Raw genomic sequence first — 1,831 nt, forward strand, 5'->3', positions numbered from 1 at the left:
ACCCGATCCGGTCGGTCGCCACGCCGGCCGTGCCGTGGGACGCCGACTCGAGGCCGGAGGCGGGACGCCGACTCGAGGCCGGAGGCGATGCGGAGCAGGGTCGACTTGCCGCAGCCGGAGGGACCGACGACGGACACCCTGCTCGACTTCCGCGACGTCGAGATGACCTTCCCGAACGGCACGGTCGCGCTGCAGGGCGTCGACCTGACCGTCGACCGCGGCCAGTTCGTGTCCGTCGTCGGTCCCTCCGGCTGCGGCAAGTCGACCCTGCTCCGCATCGCCTCCGGCCTCGAGTCGGCGTCCCACGGCACGGCCGGCGTGGCGACCGACCGGATCGGGTACGTGTTCCAGGACGCCACGCTCCTGCCGTGGCGCTCGGTGCAGGGCAACGTCGAGCTGCTCGCCGAGCTCGGACACGTGCCGAGGGCCGAGCGGGCCGCGAAGGCCGCCCGGGCCATCGACCTCGTCGGACTGAACGGCTTCGAGTCGAACCTGCCGAAGCAGCTGTCGGGCGGCATGCGGATGCGCGTCTCGCTCGCCCGGTCGCTCACGCTCGACCCGGAGCTGTTCCTGTTCGACGAACCGTTCGGCGCCCTCGACGAGATCACCCGCGAGCGCCTCAACGACGAACTCCTCCGGCTGTTCGTGGAGCAGCGGTTCGCCGGCCTGTTCATCACCCACTCGGTCTCCGAGGCGGTCTACCTGTCCACCGAGGTCATCGTGATGTCCGGTCGTCCCGGCAGCATCGTCGGCCGGTTCGACGTCCCGTTCCCGATGCCCCGCGACCCCGACATCCGCTTCACCCCCGAGTTCGCCGAACTGGTCGGCGAGGTCTCGCACGCGCTCCGGGAAGGACACCGCTGATGGTCACCCTGCAGGAGGTCTCCGAGGCCCGCGCCGTCCGCGCGGCAGCCCGGCGCGGCGCCGCTCGCCCGCGTCGCACCGCCACGTGGTGGCCGCCGCTCGTCGTCCTCGCCGTGCTCGTCGGCATCTGGTACGCGGCTGCGGCCTACTACGACCACGTCCGGGGACTGGCGTTCCTGGTGCCGTACCCGCACCTCGTGGCGAAGGCGATCGTCGCGCCGACGATGCCGGACGGGTCGCCGTCGACGTTCGGCTCCGACCTGTGGTCCGCCCTCGGCCGCACCACCGTGGTGTCGCTCGTCGGGCTCGGCGTCGCGATCGTGATCGGCGTCGCCTGGGCGATGGCGATGGCGCAGGCGAAGTGGCTCGAGCGCTCGCTCTACCCGTACGCCGTGGTGCTGCAGTGCGTGCCGATCCTGGCGCTCGTCCCGCTCATCGGCGCCCTGTTCGGCTACGAGTTCGCCAGCCGGGTCATCGTCACCGTGATGATCGCCCTGTTCCCGATGGTGTCGAACACGCTGTTCGGCCTGCAGTCCGCCGACCGGGCCCAGCGGGAGCTGTTCCGCCTGCAGCAGGCCGGCCGGTTCGCCCAGCTCGTGAAGCTGCAGGTCCCGGCCGCCCTGCCGTCGATCTTCGTCGGTCTGCGCACCTCCGCCGGTCTGAGCGTCATCGGCGCGATCGTCGGCGACCAGTTCTTCCAGCGCGGCAACCCCGGCCTCGGCGTCCTCATCCAGGTCACCGCCTCGCGGCTGATGGGCCCGGAGCTCTACGCGACCATCATCATCGCCTCGCTCTACGGCGTCGCCGTCTTCCTCGTGTTCGGACTGGTCGGACCGGCGGAGGTGGATGACGCTCAGACCGGCGGAGGTGCGCAGACCGACGAAGATCGACGGCAGGGCGGCCGGGACCTGCAGCTTCACGAGCTGGGCGAACCGGCCGGCCTGCTGCAGGCGGAACAGCTCCCGCT

3 protein-coding genes are annotated in these 1,831 nt (G+C 71.5%); 2 read left to right on the forward strand and 1 reads right to left on the reverse strand.

Annotated features, from left to right (window positions below; genetic code table 11):
- Positions 1–278: ATP-binding cassette domain-containing protein (locus BEP24_RS17885; RefSeq protein ID WP_216093161.1), on the reverse strand; the 278-nt coding region annotated here is incomplete at its 3' end.
- Here BEP24_RS17885 and BEP24_RS16215 point away from each other — a divergent pair.
- On the forward strand, positions 163–864 hold the full coding sequence (locus BEP24_RS16215; protein WP_139197517.1) for an ABC transporter ATP-binding protein: 702 nt from the start codon (positions 163–165) through the stop codon (positions 862–864). The two genes, BEP24_RS17885 and BEP24_RS16215, sit on opposite strands and share 116 nt — an antisense overlap.
- Positions 864–1,831: ABC transporter permease (locus tag BEP24_RS16220; RefSeq protein WP_253181735.1), on the forward strand; the 968-nt coding region annotated here is incomplete at its 3' end. The genes BEP24_RS16215 and BEP24_RS16220, both read left to right, overlap by 1 nt.

The organism is Curtobacterium sp. UCD-KPL2560, assembly GCF_001705035.1.
Lineage (GTDB): Bacteria > Actinomycetota > Actinomycetes > Actinomycetales > Microbacteriaceae > Curtobacterium.

What these genes read in the sequence shown, in the direction of transcription:
- BEP24_RS16215 (WP_139197517.1), top strand. Translation starts at nt 163, where the DNA reads ATGACCTTCCCGAACGGCACGGTCGCGCTGCAGGGCGTCGACCTGACC.